This window comes from Micromonospora sp. NPDC002296, assembly GCF_040296145.1.
GTDB lineage: Bacteria > Actinomycetota > Actinomycetes > Mycobacteriales > Micromonosporaceae > Micromonospora.
Genome location: NZ_JBEOWQ010000018.1, coordinates 53,927 through 74,440 on the forward strand (window position 1 = coordinate 53,927; position 20,514 = coordinate 74,440).

Here is a 20,514-nt window from a genome sequence, read left to right on the forward strand (position 1 = left end):
CTCCGGCAGGGTGCCCCGGCGGCCTCGTCGCGGCTCTCGCCGACCTTGCTCACAGCCTCCGGCTACCGCGGCGGCTAGGCTGGCCGGCCGGAGGTGGTGGCAGGTGCGGCAGTCGGTCGCCGTGGCTAACGCGGCAGGTCTGGTGGCGGGGTACGCCCTTGACTCCCTCCTCGGCGACCCCCGGCGGTGGCATCCCGTGGCCGGCTTCGGCCGGGCGGCCGGGGCGCTGGAACAGCGCGTGTACCGGCCGGACCGTACCGCCGGGGTGGTGTTCACCGCGCTCGCCGTCGGGGTGCCGGTGCTGGTCGGCGCGGCGGCGACGGTGGCCACCCGGCACCGGCCGGTCGGCCGGGCCGTGCTGATGGCCGCCGCGACCTGGACCGTGCTCGGCGGGCGCACGCTGCGCCACGAGGCGAGGGTGATGGGCCGGGCGCTGCGCGGCGGGGACCTGCCGGCGGCCCGCCGCCGCCTGGGGCACCTATGCGGGCGGGACCCGTCGACGCTCGACGAGCCGGAGCTGGCCCGCGCCACCGTCGAGTCGGTCGCCGAGAACACCTCCGACGCGGTGGTGGCGCCGCTGCTGTGGGGGGCGGTCGCCGGCCTGCCCGGCCTGCTCGGCTACCGCGCGGCCAACACGCTCGACGCGATGGTCGGCCACCGGTCGCCCCGGTACGCCCGGTTCGGCACCCCGGCGGCCCGCCTCGACGACGTGCTCAATCTCGCCCCGGCGCGGCTGACCGGGCTGTTCACCATCGCGGTGGCCCCGGCGGCGTACGGGGACCGGGGCCGGGCGTGGCGGGTCTGGCTGCGGGACCGCCACGACCACCCCAGCCCGAACGCCGGACAGTGCGAGGCGGCGATGGCCGGGGCGCTCGGCGTGCGGCTCGGCGGGCGCAACGTCTACTTCGGGCGGTCGGAGGTGCGCCCGTACCTGGGCGACGGGCCCCGCCCGGAGGCGCGGCACCTGAAGCGGGCGGCGAGGATCTCCGGCGCGGTAGGTCTGGTCGCGCTCGGCGTGGCCGCCGCGTACCCGGTCACCGTGGGTCGGCTGGCCGGCGTCTTGGCGCGGGCGGGCCGGCGGGCCGTGGCCGCCCCGGTACGCGGGACGGGGGCGGGCCGGTGAGCGGGGGGCTGCTGGTCGCGGGGACCACCTCCGACGCGGGCAAGAGCGTGCTCACCGCCGGCATCTGCCGCTGGCTGCACCGGCGCGGGGTGCGGGTCGCGCCGTTCAAGGCGCAGAACATGTCGAACAACTCGGCGGTGGTGGTCGGCCCGGACGGCCGGGGCGGCGAGATCGGCCGGGCCCAGGCGATGCAGGCGGCGGCCAGCGGGATCGCCCCCGACCTGCGGTTCAATCCGGTGCTGCTCAAGCCGGGCAGCGACCGGTCCAGCCAGGTGGTGCTGCTCGGCGAGGCCGTCGACACGGTCACCGCCGGCAACTACCACGCCCTGCGGCCCCGGCTCGCCGAGGCGGCGTTCGCCGCGCTCGCCGAGCTGCGCGAGGCGTACGAGGTGGTGGTCTGCGAGGGGGCCGGCAGCCCGGCGGAGATCAACCTGCGGGCCGGCGACTACGTGAACATGGGGCTGGCCCGGCACGCCGACCTGCCCACGATCGTGGTCGGGGACATCGACCGGGGCGGGGTGTTCGCCTCGATGTTCGGCACGGTCGCCCTGCTCGACCCGGCCGACCAGGCGCTGATCGCCGGCTTCGTGATCAACAAGTTCCGGGGCGACCTCGGCCTGCTCCAGCCGGGGCTGGACATGCTGCACCGGGTCACCGGCCGCCCCACGTACGGGGTGCTGCCCTGGCACCTCGACCTGTGGCTCGACGCCGAGGACTCCCTCGCGTACGGCCGGGTGCTCGGCCGGCCGGCGGCCCCGCGCGGCACCGACTGGCTCGACGTGGCGGTCGTCCGGCTGCCCCGGATCAGCAACGCCACCGACGTCGAGGCGCTGGCCACCGAGCCCGGCGTCCGGGTCCGGCTGACCGTGGAGCCCGCCGAGCTGGCCGCCGCCGACCTGGTCGTGCTCCCGGGCTCCAAGTCCACCGTGGCCGACCTGGCCTGGCTGCGCGAGACCGGGCTGGCCGACGCCGTGCTCGCCCACGCGGCGGCCGGCAAGCCGCTGCTGGGCATCTGCGGCGGCTTCCAGATGCTCGGCCGGGCCGTGCACGACGCGGTGGAGAGCCGCGCCGGCAGCGTCCCGGGGCTGGGTCTGCTGCCCGTCGAGGTCACCTTCGAGAAGCGCAAGACCGTCCGGGTCTCGGCCGGCACCGCCGCCGCCGACCCGGGCGTCCCGGTTCGGGGGTACGAGATCCATTACGGGTACGTCTCGTCGGCCGACCCGGCGCTGTCGCCCCTGCTGACGTACGCGGACGGTGCCGGCGAGGGGGCGGTGCTCGGCGCGGTGTGCGGCACCCACTGGCACGGGGCCTTCGAGTCCGACGCGTTCCGCCGCCGGTTCCTCACCGAGGCGGCCCGGATCGCCGGCCGTACCGGCTTCCGGGTCGCCCCGGACAACGCGTTCGCCGCCGCCCGCGAGCGGTCCCTGGACCTGCTCGGCGACCTGGTCGAGGAGCACCTGGACACCGACGCCCTGTGGCGGCTGATCGAGTCCGGCCCGCCCGCCGCTCTCCCGTTCGTCCCACCCGGCGCGCCCGGCTGACCGACCCGCCCGTCGACAGTGACGTGTCGCACATAGCCGGACAGTCGCAGGTTGGCCACCCCGCGTCGATCAAGGGTTCGGCGGAGCGCCGTGACGGGCGGGCGCGCTCGCTAGGCTGCGCCGATGATCTTCAATCGCAGGGGGAAGCTGGCGGACCGGATCGCCGCCGTCGAGGCGGCCGTACGCGGGCGCGACGGCACCGCCATGACCAGGGCCGTGCCGAGGGTCTGGGAGGTGGCGCAGCAGGCGTCCGTCGCGGAACTGGACGCGGTCCTGCCCCGGTGCGTGGCGCTGCTGCCGCAGCTCGGCCCGGGGGCCGGGGGTCAGTTCTCCGTCCTCTGCGGCGCGCTGGTCGAGCTGGGCGCCCGCCCCGACCCGCTGGTCGCCCCGGTGGCCGACGGGTTCGCCGCCGCCCTCGACGGCGCGCACCGGTTCCGGTCCGGCTGGCAGCGGGTACGCGGCGACGAAGCGCTGCCCGACCCCGAGGACCCCGGCACCATGGACGCGGCGCTCGGTGTGCTGACCGAGGCGTACGGCGACGAGCAGCACGCCTTCGACGCGGTCCAGGGCTGGTACGCGGCCGGCACCTGGGCCATGCCCGCGATCACCCTGTTGCAGCAGTCCGCCGCCGTGCGGGCCACGTTCCCACACCGGGAGCGGCTGCTCGCGGTCGGGGCGGAGCTGGCCGGCGAGCGGCCCGACCTGGAATGCGTCCTCGGACTGCTGCGGGTGCTCGACGGCGAGCGGCTGCTCGTGCTGCACCGGGCGACGGGCCGGGGATGGCGGGTCACCATCGACGGCGTCGCCGACAACTTCCAGCTGCACACCCTGTTGGCGGGGGCGCTCGCCGGGTCGGCCGAGCGTGGGCTGATCGAGGGGCTGACCGTCGACCCGTCCTGGGTCGAGGTGGCCACCGACGCCCCCGAGGACCGGTTCGGCGGCACGGTGGTCGGCAGCTTCAACCTGGTCGACGGGCACGGCAAGTGGATCTGGAACGAGGGCGCGCCGGCGGACATCCCGCTCTTCGACGACGCCCGCGTCGTGGTCCTGGACCCGCCGCCGTACCAGCGGAGCTGGAACAACATCCGGCGGTTCCCGCTGATGTCCGCGGCGCTGACCGTGGAGGAGACGCTCGCTGCGACCGAGGCGGCCGACTGGCTGGCCCGGGTGGCCGAGCCCGCCTGACCGCCGCCTTTCGCGGGCCGGATCAGTAACGGATGTCGGCGGGGCGGTCGGACATCGGCAGTCCCGCCTCCCGCCAGGCCTGCACCCCGCCGACCATGTCGGTGGCGCGGTGCAGGCCGAGCGTCCGCAGGCTGGCCACGGCCAGGCTGGAGCTGTAGCCCTGCCGGCACACCAGCACGATCTCCCGGTCGTACCCGGTGGCCTCGGGAACGTGCCAGTCGCTGGCCGGGTCCAGCCGCCACTCCAGCACCGTCCGGTCGATGACGACCGCGCCGGGCAGCTCGCCCTGTTCCCGGCGCTGCGCCTCGGTTCGGGTGTCGACGAGCAGCGCGCCGAGGCGTACCGCCTCGACGGTCTCGTGCGGGGTCAGCCGGCGGACCCCTGCGCGGGCCTGTTCCAGCAGGGCGTCGACGCCCGGGCTCATCACGTTGTGGCGCACGGCACGAGCATGCCCGCCGCCCGGGTGGCCCGTGCGGTGAAACGGCCTCGGTTCGACCGGACGGCGTACCCGCCGTGGGCGGGGCGCCCCGGACCGCTAGCGTCGGGCCCGTGGTGGTTGCGGTCGTCGAGACGTACGCCGAACTGGGCCGGCGGGTGCTGGCCGGGCCGGCGCGGTTGGGGCGTACCCGACTGGTGGCGGTCGACGGGCGCAGCGGCGCGGGGAAGAGCGTCTTCGCCGCGCGCCTCGCGGACGCCCTCGCCGCGCTGCCCGGCGGCGGGCGACCGCCGGTGGTGCACACCGACGACCTGCTCGACGGCTGGGACGACCAGCTCACCTTCTGGCCCCGGCTGGAGGCGCGGGTGCTCGCGCCGCTGCGCGCCGGCCGGCCGGGCGGGTACCAGCGGTACAGCTGGGTACGCCGGTCCTTCCTGCCCCGCGAGGTGCCGGTGCCGCCCGCCCCCGTGGTGCTCGTCGAGGGGGTCAGCTCGGCGCGGGCCGCGGTCCGGCCCGAGCTGGCGCTGTCGGTCCTGGTCGTCGCGCCCGACGAGCTGCGGCTGACCCGGGCGGTGGCCCGGGACGGGCCGGGGATCCTGCCGGAGCTGCGCCGCTGGCACGCCGGCGAGCGGGCGCACTTCGCCGCCGACGCCACGGCCGACGCGGTGGACCTGATCGTCGACGGCGCCCCGGCGGTGCCGCACGATCCCGACCGGGAGTACGTCCGCCTGCCGGCCGGGGGCGGTCGGCGGAGGTAAGGCCGGCATACGATGCCGGTCATGACATCACCGATCATGTCCGACGCCGAGGTGCGGGCCGCCGTCGAGCGGGAACTGCCCGGCGTCCGCGCAGACCTGGAACGACTCGTCCGTATTCCCGGCGTCGCCTTCGAGGGCTTCGACCACTCGCACCTGGAACGCTCGGCCGAAGCCGTGGCGGAGCTGCTGCGCGGCTGCGGCCTCGACGTGCGGATCGTGCGCTCGGGCGGGCAGCCGGCGGTGATCGGGACGAGGGCCGCCCCGCCCGGCGCGCCGACCGTGCTGCTCTACGCCCATCACGACGTGCAGCCGGTCGGCGACCTGTCGCTGTGGGAGTCCGACCCGTTCGAGCCCGTCGAGCGCGACGGCCGCCTGTACGGGCGGGGCGCCGCCGACGACAAGGCGGGAATCATGGCGCACGTCGCGGCGTTGCGCGCGTTCGGCGACCGGCTCCCGGTCGGCGTGGTGCTGTTCATCGAGGGCGAGGAGGAGTACGGCTCGGACTCGCTGGAGCGGCTGCTCGCCGAGCACCGCGACGAGCTCGCCTCGGACGTGATCGTGATCGCCGACTCCGGTAACTGGGACATCGGCGTGCCGGCGCTGACCACCTCGCTGCGCGGCATCGTCAACTGCTTCGTCGAGGTCCGCACCCTGGACCACGCCGTGCACAGCGGCATGTTCGGCGGCGCGGTGCCGGACGCGCTGACCGCGCTGGCCCGGCTGCTGGCCACCCTGCACGACGACGCCGGTGACGTGGCCGTCGTCGGGTTGACCGGGCGCGAGGGCGCGACCGTCGACTACCCGCAGGACCGGTTCCGGGCCGAGGCCGGGCTGGCCGAGGGGGTGTCGTTCATCGGCACCGGTCGGCTCACCGACCGGCTGTGGACCAAGCCGGCGCTCGCCGTGCTCGGCATCGACGCGCCGGCCACCGGTGGGGCCCCGAACGCCCTGGTCCCGGCGGCAAAGGCCAAGCTGAGCGTACGGCTGGCACCGGGCGGCGACCCGAAGCGGGCGTACGAGGCGCTGAAGGAGCACCTCGCGAAGCACGCGCCGTGGGGTGCCCAGGTGACGGTGACGTTCGAGCACGACGGCGATCCGTGCGTCATCGACGCGTCCGGGCCGATGTTCGACGCGGCGCGGGACGCCTTCCGGACCGCCTGGGACGGCACCGAGCCGGTGGACATCGGCATCGGCGGCTCGATCCCGTTCATCGCCACCTTCCAGGAGATGTTCCCGCAGGCCGCGATCCTGGTGACCGGCGTCGAGGACCCGCAATCCCGGGCGCACGGGCCGAACGAGAGCCTGCACCTCGGCGAGTTCGCCCGGGTCTGCGGGGCCGAGGCGTTGCTGCTGGCCAAGGTGGCCGCTGCCGGCACGAACCGGAGTTAGGTGACGAAACGGTAACGCCCCGGTTCGGCGCGGTGGTTCTCGGCGTGTCGGGAGCTGGGCTGTTATAGCGTTTCGAACATGAGTACGAACGAGGTGATGGCCCGGCTCGAGGCCGCCGTCAGCGCTCTGGGGGACATCGACGTCTCCGCGTGGCCCGAGGACACGCTCAAGGAACGGATCGGTGATCTCTCCACCGCCCTGGTCGCGCTCGACGCGGTGCTCTCCCGGGTCGCCGACGAGGTGCGCGCCCGTGGCCTGCGCATCGAGGAGCCCGTTCCGGCCTGATCAAGGTCGTCGCCGGGCTGGTCTGGGGGGAGCGGCCCGGCGTCGGGGGGCGGCTGGGCGGCCGGAAGCGGCAACTTCCGGCCGCCGCCGCGTATCCCCAGCGGTGTCGGGGGTGGCTGGCAGGATGGGAGCGTGCGGTTCCTCGACCTGGCGGCCACCTCCGCCGCCGTGGGTGCCACCAGCGGCCGGCGGGCCAAGGTGGACCTGCTCGCCGCCGCCCTGAGGGCGCTCGACCCGGCCGAGGTCCCGGCGGGGGCGGGCTGGCTCGCCGGCGAGTTGCGACAACGCCAGACCGGTGTCGGCTGGGCCGGCCTGCGCGACCTGCCTCCGCCGGCCGCCGAGCCGACCCTGACCGTCGTCGCGGTCGACGCCGCCGTCGACGAGATCGCGGCGGTGCGCGGCCCCGGCTCCCAGGCCCGGCGCCGGGCGTTGCTCGACGCGCTCTTCGCCGCGGCCACCGCCGACGAGCAGCGCATGCTGCGCGGGTTGTTCAGCGGCGAGCTGCGCCAGGGCGCCCAGGCCGGGCTGCTCGCCGACGCGGTCGCCCGAGCAGCCGACGTGCCGATCGGCGCCGTCCGCCGGGCCCTGCTGCTCGCCGGTGACCTGCGCGCGGTCGCGGTGGCCGCCCTGCGCGGCGGTGCCGTGGCGCTGGCCGACTTCGGGCTCCAGGTCGGCCGCCCGCTCGCCCCGATGCTGGCGCAGAGCGCCCCCTCGGTCGACGAGGCGCTGGCCGCGACCGGCGTCCCCGCCGTGGTCGACGTGAAGCTCGACGGCATCCGCATCCAGGTGCACCGCGCCGGCTCCGACATCGCCGTCTTCACCCGCAGCCTGGACGAGATCACCGCCCGGGTGCCCGAGGTGGTCGCCGCCGTCCGGGCGCTGCCCGCCCGGCAGTTGGTGCTCGACGGCGAGGCGATCGGGCTGGACGCCACCGGCCGGCCGCTGCCGTTCCAGCAGACGTCCAGCCGGGCCGCCCGCCGCACCACGCCGAGCAACACCGGCCCCGTCCCGGTCGCGCCGGCGGTCCTCGCCGCCGCCGGGACCACCGGCGAGGCGGTGCTGACGCCGTACTTCTTCGACCTGCTGCACCTCGACGGGGAGGATCTGGTCGACCGGCCCGGCCGGGAGCGGTGGGCGGCGCTGGCCGGGGCCGTCGACCCGACGTTGCTGGTCGGGCGGGTGGAGGTCGACGGCCCGGAGGCGGCCGGGACGGCCTTCGCCGCCGCCCTGGACGCCGGCCAGGAGGGGGTGGTGGTCAAGTCCCTCGACGCCCCCTACGACGCCGGGCGGCGCGGCGCGGCCTGGGTGAAGGTGAAACCCCGGCACACCCTCGACCTGGTGGTGCTCGCGGTGGAATGGGGCAGCGGCCGGCGCAGCGGGTGGCTGTCGAACCTGCACCTCGGCGCGCGGGACCCGGGCAGCGGCGAGTTCGTCATGCTCGGCAAGACGTTCAAAGGGCTCACCGACGAGGTGCTGCGCTGGCAGACCGAGCGGTTCCTCGCCCTCGCCGTGGAGCGGGGCGACTGGGTGGTCCGCGTCCGCCCCGAGCAGGTCGTGGAGATCGCCTTCGACGGCGTGCAGGCCAGCTCCCGCTACCCGGGCGGGATGGCGCTGCGCTTCGCCCGTGTGGTCCGTTACCGCAGCGACAAGACCGCCGCCGAGGCGGACACGATCGACTCGGTCCGGGCCATCCACGCCGGCCGCCGCCCCTGACCGACCCCGGGGCCACCCCGTCGACCGGGCGCTGTCGGGCGACGGAGGCCCCGGGGCGGCGGCGTCGGGGTTCAGCCCATCGACAGGGACCGGGCGTAGTTGACCTGGTTGTTGACGTGCATGACCTGGCCCTGGTCGGTGACGGGGATGCGGGCCACGTACTGCCGGGACCCGCTGGTGACCGTGACCTGCACGGTGCCGTGGTGCCGGGTCTCCTTGATCAGCAGGAAGAGCAGGCTGAAGATGGTGAGGCAGAAGAACCCGAGGACGGCGCAGACGATCGCCCAGGGGGCGATCTTCTCCTCCCTCTGCCAGTAGTCGGCGACGTGCCACTGCGCCCCGGCCAGGGGCAGCACGCCCGCGGGCGTACGGATCTCCGGCGGCGTGACCATGATCTCGCCGATCTGCACCGCCACGGCGGACGGCGTCGCGTACTGCGGGCCGCCCGGGGCCGCGGTCGTCGGTGCCATCACGGGCGGGTGTGGCCCCGGCCGGCCGGCGACCGGCGGCGCGGAGTAGGGGTCCGGCGGTGCCGAGTACGGGTTCGGCGGCGCCGAGTACGGGTCCAGCGGCGCGGAGTACGGGTCCGGTGATGCCGAGTACGGGTTTGCCGGCGCGGAGTACGGGTTCGGTGGTGCCGAGTACTGAGCCGGAGGCACCGAGTACGGGTCCGGAGGCACCGAGTACGGGTTCGGCGGTGCGGAGTGCTGGGCGGGCGGCGGCGAGTGCGGGGCTGCCGGGACCTGGTCGCCCGACGCGGCGGTGAACGGTCGGGTGGCGGGCAACGCGGCCGGCGGGGGAGCGGCGAACGGGTCGGCCGTGGCCGGGAACCCTGCCGGTGGGGTCGAGTACGTCGTCGCCCGGGGCGTGACCGCCCAGGGATCGGTCGACGGGTGTGTCGCCGTCACCGGCTCCGACGGGTGGCCCGGGGGCGGCGGCTCCGGGGGCGGGGGTGGCGTGGGATCAGGGGTCACCGTGACCCCCCACGGGAGTTGATCACCCGCGGACACTACAACGTTCTGCCGGGTCGCGGGCCCGCCGACCGTACGGTAGCCGGTCGGACATCACTCCGAATCGTCGACATCGCGTCGTCCCGCGCTCGCGGGCCGGTGCTGTCGACAACACCGGGTCGCCCGCTCCAGCAGGCGTCAGGCCGGGGTGGTGGGCGTGGGCTCGGCGGCGCGGTCGAGCGGCTTGCGCGGCTCGTCCAGCCCAGCCATCCGGCGGGCCTCCCGCCGGGCCACCCAGCCGTAGCCGAAGAGCGTCATGACGGCGAACAGCCACCACTGCACCACGTACCCGAGGTTCTGCCAGTTGTTGGTGTGCCCGATCGGCACCGCCCGGAACAGCGGGTCGGCGGCCGGCGTCTGCTCGTCCAGCAGGACGTACGCGCCGTGCACCGGGTACGGCAGCTTGCCGGCCAGCCGGGGGACGGCGATCCGGCGGGTCTCCAGCCGGCCCGCGCGCCGGTCGACGGCCCCGCCGCCGCTCTCGGTCGGGTGCACCCGACCCACCACGGTCACCTCGCCCTGGGGCACCGGGGGAAGCTGCGGCTGGGCCATGGCCCCACCGGGCGCAGGCGGCACCCAGCCCTGGTCGACGAGCACGGCCGTACCGTCGGCGAGGATCAGCGGGGTGACCACCTCGAAGCCGACCCGGTTGTCGACCGTCCGGCCGCGCACCAGCACGATGTTCGCAGTGTCGTACCGGCCGGTCGCGGTCACCCGGGTCCAGGTGGCCTCGTCGGCGGGGGCCGGGCCGACGGTGCCGGCGCCCCCGCTCGGCTCGGGCACGGCGTCCCGCAGCGGCGTCGGGGCCATCCGCTCGCCGGCGTCGATCCGCTCGTTGATCGCCGTCCGGCCCTGGTACCGGTCCATCTGCCAGTTGCCGAGCATCACCATCACGGCCGCAGCGACCATGGTCAGTGCGAGGATGCCCAGCCAGCGTGGCGTCAGGAGGAACCGGTACACGGGTCGAGGCTACCCGTATGACGGCCACCACTGGTCCGCGGCAGCCCATCACGCCCGCGGCAGCCCACCCGGGCGCGGCCCGCCCGCCGCCGGGTCAGCCGACTATCGCGTCGGATGGTGGGGTGAACTGGCGGGTGGGTTGGCCCTTGAGGGCGTCGCGGAGGGTCTGGGCGACCGCGTTGACCGGGATCTGGGACTGGCCGTCGCCCACCGCGTTGAACGGGTTGTCCGGGTCGGCGATGAAGCTCGCCGCCGCCAGTTCCGGGGTGTATCCGACGAACCAGGCCGCCCGGGTGCTGTCCGTGGTGCCGGTCTTGCCGGCCACCGGCCGCCCCACGGTGCCCCGCACGCTGTCCGCCGTCGACCAGCCCCCGCAGCCGCCCTTCGCCGGGGTGTCCCCGGTCGGGCAGCGGGCGGCGTCGGTGGCGGCCCGGGCGGCGTCCGCGTTGACCACCTGCCGGCAGCGCGGCTTGGCGACCTCCCGCGTGATCCCGCCGACCGTGGTGTACGTCGTCGGGTTGCCGTCCCGGTTGCTGATCGACTGCACCGGCATCGCCTCGCAGTACCGGCCGTCCGCGGCTATCGCGGCGTAGGCGTTCGACATCTCCAGCGGCGTGGCGTCGGAGACGCCCAGGGTGAACGCGCCCCACTTCTTCGCCTTGCCGGGCGAAGCCTGCTCCCGGTCGACGTCGGTGCGCCAACGCAGCCCGAGCTGCTCGGCGAGCCGGACCGCCGCGTCCGCCCCGACCTTCTCCTCCAGTTGGACGAAGTACGTGTTCACCGACTTGCCGAAGCCGGACCACATGGTCTGTCGACCCGTCATGGCGCCGCTGGCGTTGGACGGCGCCCAGCCGTCATAGATCGCCGACTGGTACCTGTACGGCGAGTCGTACGCGGTGGACAGCGGCATGCCGGCGTTGAGCGCGGCCAGCATCGGGAACATCTTGAACGTCGAACCGGCCTGGTACCCGGGCAGGTCGCCGCCGCCGAGCAGCGGGGCCACCGTGTTCGGGTAGTTAGCCTTCACCTTCGGGCCGGCCTCCGGGTTCGAGCTGACCCCGTTCTCGCTGACGTCCAGCGAGTAGTTCCGGTTCACCGCCATCGCCTTCACCCGCCCGGTCCCCGGCTCGGCGAGCACGATGCCGTTGGCGAACGGGCTGCCGGTGCTGTCCTTGGCCCCGACGTTGTTCTCGGCCGCCGCCTGCATCTTCGGGTCGATGCTGAGCACGATCCGGTAGCCGCCCCGGCGCAGCTTGTCCATCCGTTCCAGCCGGTTCGCGCCGAACGCCGGCTGCGCGCTCCACCAGTTCTTCAGGTAGTCGCAGGCGAAGCCCCAGCTGTTGTACTTCTCGGGCAGCGAGGCGCAGTCGTTCGGCGGGTCGGTCAGCTGTAGCCGGATCGGCTCGGCCTTCGCCGCCGTCGCGGCGTTCGACGAGAGGTAACCGAGCTGGGTCATCCGGTCGAGCACGTAGTTGCGCCGCCCGGTGGCGTCCTTCTGGTCGGAGGTGACGGGGTCGTACTCCGACGGGGACTTGACCAGTCCGGCGAGGGTGGCCGCCTCGGCCTGGGTGAGGGTGGCCGGCGTCTTGGAGAAGAAGATCTGCGCGGCGGCGTAGATGCCGTACGCCCGGTGACCGAAGTACGCGGAGTTCAGGTAGCGCTCCAGGATCTCCTCCTTGCTCAGCTCCTTCTCCACGTCCAGGGCCATCCGCATCTCCTTGACCTTGCGCAGGCTGGTCTGCTGGGTGGCCTCCTGGACCTCCTTCGGGGTCCGGGCGCTGTCGCGCAGGGCCATCCGGACGAACTGCATGGTCAGGGTCGACGCGCCCTGGGACACCCCGCCGGAGCGGGAGTTGGCCACGAAGGCCCGGGCCACGCCCTTCGGGTCGACGCCGTGGTGCTGGTAGAAGCGGCTGTCCTCGGCGGCCACGATGGCCTGCTGGATGTTCGGGGACATGTCCGACAGCTTGGTGTAGCGCCGGTACTCCTCGTAGAACATCGTCAGCACGGTCCTGCCGTCGGGCGCGTACAGGTAGGAGGTCTCGGCGGGCAGCGCGGTGCGCAGGATGTCCGTCTTCTGTTCCACGGCGTGCGCGGTGGCCTTGGCGCCGAGCCCGGTGAGGGCGGCCAGCGGATAGAGGGCCCCGGCGATCACGATGCCCGCGATCAGCCCGGCACGTAGGAGAGGGACGAGACGACCAGCGCCAGCAAGGGGTCGGTTGCTCACAGGGTCAAGCTATGACATTTCCGATTCGGAAATGAGAAAAACTCATAAACGGGAAGGCGGGCCGGCGGGTGGTGACGCGGCCCACCCCGGGATGCGCTGTCCCGCACGGCGGCTTCCCGGCAGGATCGCGGACATGCGTGCTCAGCCGGCTTCGACGACCCCCACCCGGGATGAGCCGGACCTCGGCCACCACGGGGACGCCGAGGTCGGCGACGGCCTGGTCGACCTCGCGGTCAACGTGCGGCGGGCCCCGATGCCGGACTGGCTGGCCGAGCCGATCATCGCCGCGCTGGGCGACCTGGCCGCGTACCCGGACAACCGGGTCGCGCGCGCGGCCGTCGCCGGCCGGCACGGGCGTCCCCCGGAGGAGGTACTGCTCACCGCCGGGGCGGCCGAGGGGTTCGTGCTGCTCGCCAGGGCCCTGACCGGGGTGCGCCGGCCGGTGGTCGTGCATCCCCAGTTCACCGAGCCGGAGGCCGCGCTGCGGGCCGCCGGGCACGACGTCGAGCGGGTGCTGCTCGATCCCGCCGAGGACTTCCGGCTCGACCCCGCCCGGGTGCCGGACGACGCCGACCTCGTCATGATCGGCAACCCGACCAACCCGACCTCCGTGCTGCACCCGGCCGCCGACCTCGCCGCGCTGGCCCGCCCCGGTCGCGTCCTCGTCGTCGACGAGGCGTTCGCCGACACCACCGCCGCCCCCGGCGTGCCGGGGGAGCCGGAGTCCCTGGCCGCCCGCCGGGACCTGCCCGGCCTGGTCGTGGTGCGCAGCCTCACCAAGACCTGGGGGCTCGCCGGGCTGCGGATCGGCTACCTGCTCGGCGACGCCGCCCTGCTGGCCCGGCTGGCCGCGGCGCAGCCGCTCTGGGCGGTCTCCACCCCGGCGCTCGCCGCCGCCACCGCCTGCGCGTCCCCGGCCGCCGTCGCGGCCGAGCGCGCGATCGCCGCCGGGCTGACCGCCGACCGCGACCACCTGGCCGCCCGCCTGTCGGCCCTGCCCGGGGTACGCGTCGCGGGCCGCCCGGCCAGCGCGTTCGTGCTGGTCCACCTGCCCGGCGCGGCCGGGGTGCGGCAGCGCCTGCGCGAGCGCGGCTGGGCGGTACGCCGGGGCGACACCTTCCCCGGCCTCGGCCCCGACTGGCTGCGGGTGGCCGTGCGCGACCGGGCCACCATCGACGCGTTCACCGAGGTACTGGCGGAGATCCTGGAGGCATGATGCTCGAGTCCACGATCGCGGCGATCCGGCCGCTCGACGAGCCGGCGATGGTCGCCGCCGGGGAGCTGCACGGCCGGCTGACCAAGCCGGCCGGCTCGCTCGGTGCCCTGGAGGAACTCTCCGTCCGGCTCGCCGGCCTGGCCGCCGCCTGCCCCCCGCCGCTGCCCGAGCCGGCCGCCGTGGCGATCTTCGCGGGCGACCACGGTGTGCACGCCCAGGGGGTGACCCCCTGGCCGCAGGAGGTCACCGCGCAGATGATCGGCAACTTCCTGGCCGGCGGGGCGGTGGTCAACGCGTTCGCCCGGCAGGCTGGCGCCTCGGTCACCGTGATCGACGTCGGCGTGGCCACCCCGCTGCCGCCCGCCCCGCCGGCCGGCGTCGCGCCCCCCTGCGGCGGGGCGAACTCCGCCGCGCCCCGGCTCGTGGCGGCGAACGTGCGCCCCGGCACCCGGGACCTCGCCGTCACCGCGGCGCTGACCCGTGACGAGGCCCGCGCCGCCGTGGAGACCGGCATCCGGATCGCCCGCGAGCTGATCGATGCCGGGGCGGGCATCCTGCTCACCGGGGACATGGGCATCGGCAACACCACCCCGGCCGCCGCGCTGGTCGCCGCGTTCACCGGCGTCGACCCGGCCGAGGTGACGGGCCGGGGCACCGGGGTGGACGACCCGACGTACGCCCGGAAGATCGGCGTGGTCCGGGCGGCGCTGGCCCGGCACGCCCCCGATCCGGCCGACCCGCTCGGCGTGCTCGCCGCCGTCGGAGGGCTGGAGCACGCCGCCCTGGCCGGGCTGATCCTCGGTGCCGCCGCCCGCCGGGTGCCGGTGCTGCTCGACGGGGTGATCGCGGTCAGCGCCGCGCTCGTCGCCGCCGCGTTCGCCCCGGACGCCGTGGGCGCGATGGTCGCCGGGCACCGCTCGGCCGAGCCGGGCGCCACGGCCGCGCTGCGCCACCTCGGGCTCGATCCGCTGATCGACCTCGGGCTGCGCCTCGGCGAGGGAACCGGCGCGCTGCTCGCCCTGCCGGTGGTCACCGGCGCGGTCCGGGTGCTGCACGAGGTGGCCACCTTCGACTCTGCCGGGGTGGCCGAGAAATGAGCAGCCCGTACCCGCTCGGGCTGCGGCTGGCCGGCCGGCGGGTGGTCGTGGTGGGCGGGGGAGTGGTGGCCACCCGGCGGATGCCTGCGCTGCTCGACGCGGGCGCGGACGTCCTGCTGGTCTCGCCTGAGCTGACCCCGGCCCTGCGCGCACATGTCGACGCCGGCCGGCTGCGCTGGGAGCCGCGCCGCTTCGCCCCCGGCGACCTGGACGGCGCCTGGCTGGTCCAGGCCGCGATCGACGACCCGGTTGCCGCGGCGGCGGTCAGCGAGGCCGCCGCCGAGCGCCGGATCTTCTGCGTCCGCGCCGACGACCGGGTCGCCGCCACCGCCTGGACCCCCGCCGTCACCCGGCACGGCCCGGTCACCGTCGCCGTCCTCGGCGGCGGCGATCCCCTTCGGGCCATGTCGGTCCGCGACGCCGTCCGCGTCCTGCTGAGCGCCGGCCGGTCCCCCGGGGCGACGGCCCCGGTGGCGCAGGGGGCCCCTGCCGGTGCCCCTCGGCGGGGCGGGGCGGTCGAGGGGGGCGGGCCGGCCGCTGGACGGGTGGCGCTGGTCGGGGCCGGGCCGGGCGACCCGGAGCTGATCACCGTGAAGGGGTGGCGGCTGTTGACCGAGGCCGACGTGGTGGTCGCCGACCGGCTGGTGCCCGGGCTGCTGCTGGACGAGCTCCGTTCCGACGTCGAGCTGGTGGACGCCTCGAAGATCCCGTACGGGCCGTCCCGGGCCCAGGAGGAGATCAACCGCATCATCGTCGACCGGGCGCTGGCCGGCGCGTTCGTGGTCCGGCTCAAGGGCGGCGACCCGTACGTCTTCGGTCGGGGCGGCGAGGAGCTGCTGGCCTGCGCGGCGGCCGGGGTGCCGGTGACCGTGGTCCCCGGGGTGACCAGCTCGATCGCCGCCCCCGCGGCGGCCGGCATCCCGGTCACCCACCGTGCGGTGGCGCACGAGTTCACCGTGGTCTCCGGGCACGTCGCGCCCGACTCGCCGGCCTCCCTGGTGCGCTGGGAGGCCCTCGCCGGGCTGCGCGGCACGCTGGTGATCCTGATGGGCCTGAAGAACCTGGCCGCGATCACCGAGGCCCTGATCGCCCACGGCCGGCCCGCGCGGACCCCGGCCGCCGTCGTGCAGGAGGGAACGACCGGCGGCCAGCGGAGCCTCCGGTCGACGCTCGGCGCGGTGGCCGCCGACGTGGTCGCGGCGGGGCTCCGGCCGCCGGCCGTGGTGGTCGTCGGCGACGTGGTGGGCACGCTCGACGGCTGAGCCGGCCGCCGCCGGCCCCGCGTCGTCAGGACCGCCCGGTGCCCGGCTGCCGCTGTCCCCGCGTCGTCAGGCCCGGGCGGTGGCCGGGCGGCGCTGTCCCGCACACGCGACGGCGGCCGGAGACGGGTGGTCTCCGGCCGCCGTCGCGGTCAGGTCACTGCTTGAGCATGTTGTCCAGCAGCAGGGCGCAGCGGATCAGGCCGAGGTGGCTGTACGCCTGCGGGTGGTTGCCCAGCCCGCGCTCGGCCAGCGGGTCGTACTGCTCGGGGAGCAGCCCCGTCGGGCCCGCCGTGTCGACCATCTGGGTGAACAGCTCCTCCGCGTCGGTGCGCCGGCCGGTGCGCAGGTACGCCTCGATCAGCCACGCCGTGCAGATGTGGAAGCCGCCCTCGCGCCCCGGTAGGCCGTCGTCCCAGTGGTACCGGTAGACGACCGGGCCGCTGCGCAGGTCAGCCTCGATCTTCAGCACGGTGGACAGGAAGCGCGGGTCGTCGCCCGGTAGCAGCCCGGACAGGCCGATCCACAGGGACGAGGCGTCCATGTCCTCGTCGCCGTACGCGACGCTGTACGCCTCCACGTCGGCGTGCCAGCCGTGCTCCAGCACGTTGGCGCCGATCCGGTCGCGCAGGTCCACCCACTCCGCCCGGTCCTCGCCGCCGTGCTGGCGCACCACATGCAGCGCCCGGTCGACGGTCATCCAGCACATCACCTTCGAGAAGATGTGGTGCCGCGGGGGGAGGCGGGCCTCCCAGATGCCGTGGTCAGGCTCGTGCCAGCGGCGGCGGACCGCCTCGACCATGTTCTCCAGCACCCGCCACTCGTCCTCGCGGACCGAGCCCCGGGCGTCGGCGACGGCCGCGATCAGGTCGGCGATCGGCCCGAACACGTCGAGCTGGAGCTGGTGGTTGGCCAGGTTGCCGACCCGCACCGGCCGGGAGCCGGCGTACCCGGGCAGGGTGTCGATGACCGCCTCGGCGCCCAGCTCGTACCCGTCGACCGTGTAGAGCGGGTGCAGCCGCTCGGGGTGGCCGCCGGTGCGGTCGATGCAGCCGTCCACCCAGCGCAGCAGCGCCTCGGCCTCCTCGATGGAGCCGAGGTCGACCAGCGCCCGCGCGGTCATCGAGGCGTCGCGCAGCCAGCAGTACCGGTAGTCCCAGTTCCGGACGCCGCCCAGCTCCTCCGGCAGCGAGGTGGTCGCCGCGGCGAGGATCGAGCCGGTCGCCTCGTGGCAGAGCCCGCGCAGGGTCAGCGCGCTACGGGCGACCAGGTCCCGGGCGGTGGTGGGCAGCCGCAGCGAGGCCACCCAGTCCTTCCACGGCTGTTCGGCCGTGGCCTGCCGCTCGTGGACCGGCAGCCGGTGGTGCTCCAGGCTGTGCGTGGCGAAGCGCAGCTCCAGCACGACCTGCCCGCCGGCGGCGGAGAGATCCACGACGGCCTTGGCCGTCTCGTACCCGCCGTCGTTGCTGACCTGCCACTGGACCCCGGGGGAGTAGAGCGCGATCGGCTCGTTGGAGCCGAGCACCAGCAGGCCGTCGCCGACCGGCTGTAGCTGGGTGGCCACCTGGCCGAACTCGGGCCGGGGGGCGAACTCCACCCGGACCCGCCCGGAGCCGGTGAGCACCCGGACCAGGGTCGAGTCGCCGGTGACGACCGCCGGGCCGTCCGGGGTGGTCTCCCTGGCCGGCTTGTCCAGCCAGTCGGTGACCGTGAGGCCCGACCAGCGGGTCTCCACGGTCATCGTGCCGGAGCGGTAGCGCTGGCCGAGCGGGATGCCGCCGCGCTCGGGGGCGACGCTGAAGTGCCCGGCGGGGCCGCCGCCGACCAGGTCGGCGAAGATCGCCGCCGAGTCCGGCTTGGGGTGGCAGAGCCAGGTGACCTTGGCTTCGGGGGTGAGCAGGGCGACGGTCCGCCCGTTGGCGAGCATGGAGTGCCGCTCGATCGGCACGGCCCGCTCGCCGAAGAGCCAGTGCCGCCGGGTCTCCAGCAGCAGGCCGAGCGCGCGGGCGGCCTCGATCGGCTCGGCGACCCGGTAGTCGGCCTTCGTCTCCCCGATACCGATCTTGATGCCCATGTCGGGGCCGTGCAGGTTGCCGAAGGCGTTCTCATCGGTGACGTCGTCGCCGATGAACAGCACCGCGCTGGCCGAGAGCTGGGTGCGGAGCTGATCGACGGCGGTGCCCTTGTGGGTCGCCACCACCGACAGCTCGATGACCTCCTTGCCCTGGGTGACGGTGACGCCGTCCCAGGTGGCGGGGCCCTTGCGGACGGCGTCGACGGCGGCGGCGGCCACCTGCGGGTCGATCCCGCGGGTGTGCACCGCGACGCTGGCCGGCTTGCGCTCCAGCCGGACCCCGGGGTGGGCGGAGGCGATCTCACGCAGCGCGTCGCGCAGCCGGGTGCGCACGGCCACCAGCTCGGGGGAGAGCCGCTCGACGAAGCCGATGTCGAACTCGGAGCCGTGGCTGCCGACGAGGTGCACCTCGCTGGGCAGCCGGGACAGCGCGGCCAGGTCGCGCAGCGCCCGGCCGGAGACCACCGCGACGGTGGTCTGCGGCAGGGCGGCGAGCGCCCGGACGGCGGCGACGGACTCGGGCAGTGGCACGGCCTTGCTCGGGTCCTCAACGATCGGCGCGAGGGTGCCGTCGTAGTCGCAGGCGACCAGGAGCTGGGGGACCCGGGCTATCCGGCCGATTGCGGCCCTAAGCTCCGGATCCAGCACCTCCGCGGCCGAGACCGCTCCGTCGTGGACGGACGTGTTCACGCAGCCTCCGAATCAGGCACACCGAGCTCGGTGAGGAACGACTTCGCCCAGTGCCCCACGTCGTGGGTACGCAGGTGCCGCTGCATGACACGCATGCGTCGGCGGGCCTCGGGCTTCTCCACGTGCACGGCCTTGAGCAACGCGTCCTTGACGGCGTCGGGGTCGTGCGGGTTGCACAAAAACGCCTGGCGCAGCTCGGTGGCGGCGCCGGCGAACTCACTGAGCACGAGCGCGCCGCCCTGGTCGGCGCGCGATGCGACGTACTCCTTAGCCACCAGATTCATTCCGTCTCGAAGGGGGGTCACCATCATCACGTCGGCGGCCACGTACATGGCCGCCAGTTCACTGCGACTGTACGACTGGTGCAGGTAATGCACCGCAGGCACGCCGACCCTGCCAAATTCGCCATTAATTCGGCCAACTTCACGTTCGACCTTGACCCGTAGCGCCTGGTAGTGCTCCACCCGCTCGCGACTCGGGGTGGCGACCTGCACCATAACCGCCTCCGGAACTGTCAACTTTCCGTCAGCAAGAAGTTCGCGGAAGGCCTTGAGTCGAAGCTCGATGCCCTTCGTGTAGTCCAGACGGTCGACGCCCAGGATGATCGTCTTCGGGTTGCCCAACTCCTCGCGGATCTGCTTCGCCCGGGCCTGGATCGCCGGGTCCTCGGCCAGCCGCTCCATCTCCTTCGTCTCGATGGAGATGGGGAAGGCGCCCGCCTTCACCTGCCGACCGTCGACCTGGATCATCTGCCCCTCGTAGCGCAGCCCGAGCAGGTGCCGGGCCAGCCGGACGAAGTTCTGCGCGGCCAGCCGCTGCTGGAAGCCGACCAGGTCCGCCCCGAGCAGCCCGCGCAGGATCTCGGCGCGGAACGGCATCTGCATGAACAGCTCGATCGGCGGGAACGGGATGTGCAGGAAGAAGCCGATCCGCAGGTCGGGGCGCAGCTCGCGGAGCATCGCCGGCACCAGCTGGAGCTGGTAGTCCTGCACCCAGACCGTCGCGCCCTCGGCCGCGACCTCCGCCGCGGCCTCCGCGAACCGCGCATTGACCAGCCGGTACGCCTCGCGCCAGCGGCGCTTGTACGCCGGGGTCTCCACCGCGTCGTGGTAGAGCGGCCAGATCGTCGCGTTCGACTGGCCCTCGTAGTAGCGCTCCAACTCGTCGGCGCTCAGCGGCACCGGGTGCAGCCGGATCCCCTCCAGGTCGAACGGCTCCGGGGCGGCGCCCGTGCCGCCGGCCCAGCCCACCCACGTGCCCTGGTGCTCCGCGAGGACGGGGTGCAGCGCGGTGACCAGGCCGCCGGGGCTGCGGCGCCACTGCCGCCCCTCCGGGGTGTTCACCTCGTCGACCGGTAGTCGGTTCGCTACTACGACAAAGGAACTACGGACGGTCACGTTCGGCCACCTCCGGGTGCTGGCGGGTCCACCGCGATGAGCGTACTGAGCGTAGCTGCGGCGTCTGGTGCCCCGTGCCGGAGTTACCTACCCGTCCCACGACCGCCGAACCGTGAAGGTGATCACGCAGGTCAGGCCCGGTCAGGGGCCGTGC

General features: G+C 74.8%; 16 protein-coding genes. 10 read left to right on the forward strand and 6 right to left on the reverse strand.

Features of this window, described 5'->3' with window-relative positions:
• Positions 1-103: 103 nt before the first annotated feature.
• The 3 genes from ABT023_RS16465 to ABT023_RS16475 all read left to right on the forward strand — a co-directional run bounded on the left by ABT023_RS16465 (position 104) and on the right by ABT023_RS16475 (position 3,849).
• Complete coding sequence (locus tag ABT023_RS16465) at positions 104-1,123, forward strand: cobalamin biosynthesis protein (protein ID WP_350886156.1); 1,020 nt, start codon at positions 104-106, stop codon at positions 1,121-1,123.
• Complete coding sequence (locus ABT023_RS16470; protein ID WP_350886158.1) at positions 1,120-2,664, forward strand: cobyric acid synthase; 1,545 nt, start codon at positions 1,120-1,122, stop codon at positions 2,662-2,664. The genes ABT023_RS16465 and ABT023_RS16470 overlap by 4 nt, the downstream gene beginning before the upstream one ends.
• 123 nt (positions 2,665-2,787) lie before the next feature.
• Positions 2,788-3,849: a hypothetical protein gene (locus ABT023_RS16475; RefSeq protein WP_350886160.1), complete on the forward strand. Its 1,062-nt coding sequence runs from the start codon at positions 2,788-2,790 to the stop codon at positions 3,847-3,849.
• A 22-nt stretch (positions 3,850-3,871) separates the two neighbouring features.
• Here the strand turns inward: ABT023_RS16475 and ABT023_RS16480 are convergent, their stop codons facing one another.
• Complete coding sequence (locus tag ABT023_RS16480) at positions 3,872-4,273, reverse strand: rhodanese-like domain-containing protein (RefSeq protein ID WP_350886258.1); 402 nt, start codon at positions 4,271-4,273, stop codon at positions 3,872-3,874.
• Positions 4,274-4,398: 125 nt separating this feature from the next.
• On the opposite strand from ABT023_RS16480, the gene ABT023_RS16485 reads away from it, so the two are divergent.
• The 4 genes from ABT023_RS16485 (at position 4,399) to ABT023_RS16500 (ending at position 8,430) form a co-directional block, all read left to right on the forward strand.
• On the forward strand, positions 4,399-5,043 hold the full coding sequence (locus ABT023_RS16485; protein ID WP_502890687.1) for a hypothetical protein: 645 nt from the start codon (positions 4,399-4,401) through the stop codon (positions 5,041-5,043).
• 36 nt (positions 5,044-5,079) lie between these two features.
• Positions 5,080-6,432, forward strand: a complete 1,353-nt coding sequence (locus ABT023_RS16490; RefSeq protein WP_350886260.1) for a dipeptidase — start codon at positions 5,080-5,082, stop codon at positions 6,430-6,432.
• A gap of 78 nt (positions 6,433-6,510) precedes the next feature.
• Positions 6,511-6,717, forward strand: a complete 207-nt coding sequence (locus ABT023_RS16495; RefSeq protein WP_350886162.1) for a hypothetical protein — start codon at positions 6,511-6,513, stop codon at positions 6,715-6,717.
• A gap of 132 nt (positions 6,718-6,849) precedes the next feature.
• Positions 6,850-8,430 carry an ATP-dependent DNA ligase gene (locus tag ABT023_RS16500; protein WP_350886163.1) on the forward strand — a complete coding sequence of 527 codons (1,581 nt, stop codon included), beginning with the start codon at positions 6,850-6,852 and terminating at the stop codon, positions 8,428-8,430.
• A 71-nt stretch (positions 8,431-8,501) separates the two neighbouring features.
• On the opposite strand, the gene ABT023_RS16505 is transcribed toward ABT023_RS16500, so the two are convergent.
• The 3 genes from ABT023_RS16505 to ABT023_RS16515 all read right to left on the reverse strand — a co-directional run bounded on the left by ABT023_RS16505 (position 8,502) and on the right by ABT023_RS16515 (position 12,627).
• Positions 8,502-9,404, reverse strand: a complete 903-nt coding sequence (locus tag ABT023_RS16505) for a ribosomal eL19 family protein (RefSeq protein ID WP_350886165.1) — start codon at positions 9,402-9,404, stop codon at positions 8,502-8,504.
• Between the two features lie 174 nt (positions 9,405-9,578).
• The gene (locus tag ABT023_RS16510; protein ID WP_502890688.1) at positions 9,579-10,400 is read right to left on the reverse strand and encodes an SURF1 family cytochrome oxidase biogenesis protein; all 822 of its coding nucleotides are present in this window, start codon (positions 10,398-10,400) and stop codon (positions 9,579-9,581) included.
• 94 nt (positions 10,401-10,494) lie between these two features.
• Positions 10,495-12,627 (reverse strand): transglycosylase domain-containing protein, encoded by a 2,133-nt coding sequence (locus tag ABT023_RS16515; protein ID WP_350886167.1) that lies wholly within the window; start codon positions 12,625-12,627, stop codon positions 10,495-10,497.
• 133 nt (positions 12,628-12,760) lie between these two features.
• Here ABT023_RS16515 and cobC point away from each other — a divergent pair, with 133 nt between their 5' ends.
• Genes cobC through cobA form a run of 3 tightly spaced genes read left to right on the forward strand, consistent with a single transcriptional unit; the run spans position 12,761 to position 16,202 of the window.
• A complete protein-coding gene (cobC, locus tag ABT023_RS16520) occupies positions 12,761-13,843 on the forward strand; it encodes an Rv2231c family histidinol phosphate aminotransferase CobC (protein WP_350886169.1) in 1,083 nt (360 codons plus the stop codon).
• Positions 13,843-14,940 (forward strand): nicotinate-nucleotide--dimethylbenzimidazole phosphoribosyltransferase, encoded by a 1,098-nt coding sequence (gene cobT, locus ABT023_RS16525; protein WP_350886264.1) that lies wholly within the window; start codon positions 13,843-13,845, stop codon positions 14,938-14,940. Before cobC ends, cobT begins: the two co-directional genes overlap by 1 nt.
• On the forward strand, positions 14,937-16,202 hold the full coding sequence (cobA, locus tag ABT023_RS16530) for a uroporphyrinogen-III C-methyltransferase (protein WP_350886171.1): 1,266 nt from the start codon (positions 14,937-14,939) through the stop codon (positions 16,200-16,202). Before cobT ends, cobA begins: the two co-directional genes overlap by 4 nt.
• Before the next feature lie 154 nt (positions 16,203-16,356).
• On the opposite strand, the gene otsB is transcribed toward cobA, so the two are convergent.
• Together otsB and ABT023_RS16540 are read right to left on the reverse strand one after the other, a co-directional pair.
• Entirely contained in the window at positions 16,357-18,963 is a 2,607-nt protein-coding gene (gene otsB, locus ABT023_RS16535; RefSeq protein ID WP_350886173.1) for a trehalose-phosphatase, read from the reverse strand.
• Entirely contained in the window at positions 18,960-20,360 is a 1,401-nt protein-coding gene (locus ABT023_RS16540) for an alpha,alpha-trehalose-phosphate synthase (UDP-forming) (RefSeq protein ID WP_350886175.1), read from the reverse strand. The genes otsB and ABT023_RS16540 overlap by 4 nt, the downstream gene beginning before the upstream one ends.
• Positions 20,361-20,514 lie beyond the last annotated feature (154 nt).